This is a genomic window from Streptomyces sp., from assembly GCF_031181705.1.
Lineage (GTDB): Bacteria > Actinomycetota > Actinomycetes > Streptomycetales > Streptomycetaceae > Streptomyces.
Genome location: NZ_JAPSKN010000246.1, coordinates 1 through 3,270 on the forward strand (window position 1 = coordinate 1; position 3,270 = coordinate 3,270).

The 3,270-nt window shown below is 73.9% G+C and carries 3 protein-coding genes; 1 reads left to right on the plus strand and 2 read right to left on the minus strand.

Going from position 1 to position 3,270, the window contains the following annotated elements:
• Positions 1–154: 154 nt before the first annotated feature.
• Both RIN80_RS26505 and RIN80_RS26510 read right to left on the minus strand, forming a co-directional pair.
• The gene (locus tag RIN80_RS26505) at positions 155–532 is read right to left on the minus strand and encodes a hypothetical protein (RefSeq protein ID WP_309098173.1); all 378 of its coding nucleotides are present in this window, start codon (positions 530–532) and stop codon (positions 155–157) included.
• Positions 533–623: 91 nt separating this feature from the next.
• Positions 624–1,577, minus strand: a complete 954-nt coding sequence (locus RIN80_RS26510; RefSeq protein WP_309098171.1) for an LLM class F420-dependent oxidoreductase — start codon at positions 1,575–1,577, stop codon at positions 624–626.
• 172 nt (positions 1,578–1,749) lie between these two features.
• Between RIN80_RS26510 and RIN80_RS26515 the strand changes: the two genes are divergently transcribed.
• Positions 1,750–3,270, plus strand: a 1,521-nt coding sequence (locus RIN80_RS26515) for an NAD(P)/FAD-dependent oxidoreductase (RefSeq protein WP_309098172.1), incomplete at its 3' end; no start/stop codon positions are given.

Below are 3,270 nucleotides of genomic sequence, written 5' to 3' on the forward strand. Positions count from 1 at the left end.
CCCCGAGGACCCGGGCCCGCGCGGCCGCCTCCTCCAACCGCGCGGCACGTCCGCCGTTTCGCACTCGTCGACCTCGGTCAGAGGGAGGGCGGCCCGAAGCGCCCGGTGACGCTCGGCGGTTCCCGAGGCGGTGTTCGCCACGAGCACGAGCCCGTCACCCTCCGGCAGCGCCGTGACCTCGGCGACGGGGCGGGCCGGCGGGGTGGGCCGGCTGGGGCCCTGCGCTCCCGTCCAGGAACCGCAGCAGCACCTGCGCCTCCGCCCGGAGTCGTTCGGCTCGGGCGGCGTGCGCGGGTGCGGTCAGCCGGGACGCCGCCTCCAGCCTCTCGTCGGCCTCCGCGCGCACCACGTCGAGGACCTCACGCTCGCCCAGTTCACGCCGGGCCGCCTCGGTGGCGCCGGCACCGGCCGGCGAGGCCTCCAGGGCCCCCGCCTGCGCGGAGCCCTCGCCCAGCGGGACCGCCTCCGCGTTGTCCAGCGCGGCCAGCGCCCCGCGCAGGGCACTCACCGCGGCCTTGTCACGGGACCGGATCGCCTCCGGCAGGGCGGCACGCAGACGCACTCGAAGAGACATGCCGGCGACTGTAGGCGGCCCGGTCCTGCTCCACCTCCGGTTTTTCCGCTCACTGCAGCTGCGGCAGCACCTTCGTGCGGTAGAAGTCGAAGAAGCCGCGCATGTCCGGGCCGATCTGGTTGACGTAGACCCGGTCGAAGCCCGCGTCGGCGAACTGCTTCAGCTCCGCCACGTGCTCGTCCACGTCGTCGCCGCACACCCGGTTCTCGCGCACCATGTCCTCGGTGACCAGCTGCTGCGCCTGCTCGAAGTGCTTGGGCGAGGGCAGCACCTGGCCCAGCTCACCCGGCAACTGCTCGTTCGCCCAGAGCCGGTGGACGGTGCGCACGGCCTCCTCCTTGTCGGTGCCGTAGCAGACCTTGGTGCCGCCGCTGACCAGCTTGCCGCCGCCCCCGCCCTTGCGGTACTGCTCCACCATCGCCTCGTCGGGCATGACCGTGATGTAGCCGTCGCCGACGCGGGAGGCGAGCGCCGTGGCCGCCGGGCCGAAACCGGAGATGTCGATCGGGATCGGCTCGTCCGGAACCGTGTACAGGCGGGCGTTCTCGACCGTGTAGTGCGGGCCGTGGTGGTTGACCTCCTCGCCCGTGAACAGGCGGCGCATCACCTGGATGGCCTCCTCCAGCATGTCGAGGCGGACGTGCGCCGGCGGCCAGTGGTCGCCCAGGATGTGCTCGTTGAGGGCCTCGCCGGAGCCGACGCCGAGCCGGAAGCGGTTGTTCGTCATCACGGCGCTGGTCGCCGCGGCCTGCGCCACCACCGCCGGGTGCATGCGCACGGTCGGGCAGGTCACCGCCGTCTCGATCGGCAGGGACACCGCCTCGGACAGCGCGCCGATCACCGACCACACGAACGGGCTCTGGCCCTGCTCGTCGTTCCACGGGTGGTAGTGGTCGGAGATCCACAGCGCCTGGAAACCGGCCTGTTCGGCCATTCGCGCCTGCTCGATCAGCTCCGCGGGTCCGTACTGCTCGCACGAGAGGAAATAACCGTACTCGGGCATGGGGGAGTGCCTCCGCGACGTGGGCGGTCCGTATCCCGCACCGGGTACCCGGGCGCGCGGCCGGAAACCGGCGCATCCGGGCGGGCGGCCCCCGGCGGACGTTTGGGTGTCCTGGCCAGGGGGACGCGGAAGTCTCCCGAGGTACGCGAACAGCGCCGGAGGCGAGTCAGCCGTGAGTCGACCCCGCATCCTGATCGTCGGTGCCGGCTTCGCCGGTTACCGCGCGGCCCGCGCCCTGTCCCGGATCACCCGGGGCCGGGCCCACATCACCCTGCTGAACCCGACCGACTACTTCCTCTACCTGCCTCTGCTGCCCCAGGTGGCCGCCGGCATTCTGGAGCCGCGCCGGGTCACGGTCTCCCTGTCCGACACGCTGCCGAACGTACGGCTGGTGCTGGGCGAGGCCGACCGGATCGACCTGGACGAGCGCGCCCTGCACTACACGGGCCCCGAGGGCGACGCGGGCACCCTCGCCTACGACCGGCTGGTGCTCGCCGCGGGCAGCGTCAACAAGCTGCTGCCGATCCCCGGTGTCGCCGAGCACGCGCACGGTTTCCGCGGACTGCCCGAGGCGCTGTACCTGCGCGACCACGTGACCCGGCAGGTGGAACTCGCGGCCGCCGCCGACGACCCCGACACGTGCGCCGCGCGCTGCACCTTCGTCGTGGTCGGGGCGGGATACACCGGCACCGAGGTCGCCGCGCACGGGCAGATGTTCACCGACGCGCAGGTCCGCAGGCACCCGCTGCGGCGGGGCATACGGCCGCGCTGGATCCTGCTGGACGTGGCGCCGCGGGTGCTGCCGGAAATGGACGAGAAGCTGTCGGCCACGGCCGACCGGGTGCTGCGGCAGCGGGGCGTGGACGTGCGGATGGGCACCTCCGTCAAGGAGGCCACGCACGACGGGGTGATGCTGACCGACGGCGAGTGCGTCGACACGCGGACCCTGGTGTGGTGCGTGGGCGTACGGCCGGACCCGCTGGTCGAGTCCCTCGGGCTGCCGATGGAGAAGGGGCGGCTGCTCGTCGACCCGCACCTTCAGGTGCCGGGGCGGCCGGAGGTGTTCTCGTGCGGTGACGTGGCCGCCGTGCCCGACCTGGAGAAGCCGGGCGCCTACACGCCGATGACGGCGCAGCACGCCTGGCGGCAGGGCAAGGTCGCCGCCGAGAACGTCGCCTCGTCGCTGGGCCTCGGCGGGATGCGCAAGCCGTACCGCCACCGCGACCTGGGCTTCGTCGTCGACCTGGGCGGGGTGAAGGCCGCCGCCAATCCGCTCGGCGTGACCCTCTCCGGCGTACCGGCGGGTGTGGTGACGCGGGGCTACCACCTCGCCGCCATGCCCGGCAACCGCGTGCGGGTCGCCGCGGACTGGCTGCTCGATGCCGTACTGCCGCGCCAGGCCGTGCAGTTGGGGCTCGTACGGTCCTGGTCCGTGCCGCTGGACACGTCGTCGCCGGAGGTCGCCCGCGTGCCGGGCGGGCCCGGTCGGCGGCAGGAGACGGGCGCGCGGTCGGGGCCGGGAGCGGCGATCGAGGCCGACACGCAGGACGGGGGAACCGGCACGGGCTCCGACGGGCCCGGTGACGAGCCCGCGAAGGGGCGGCCCGGATCCGGCCCGGCCGGTCCGCGGCCCGCGTCCGGCCCCGCCGCCGTGTTGCGCGGCACCGAGTCGGAGACGGCGAAGGGCCGCCCG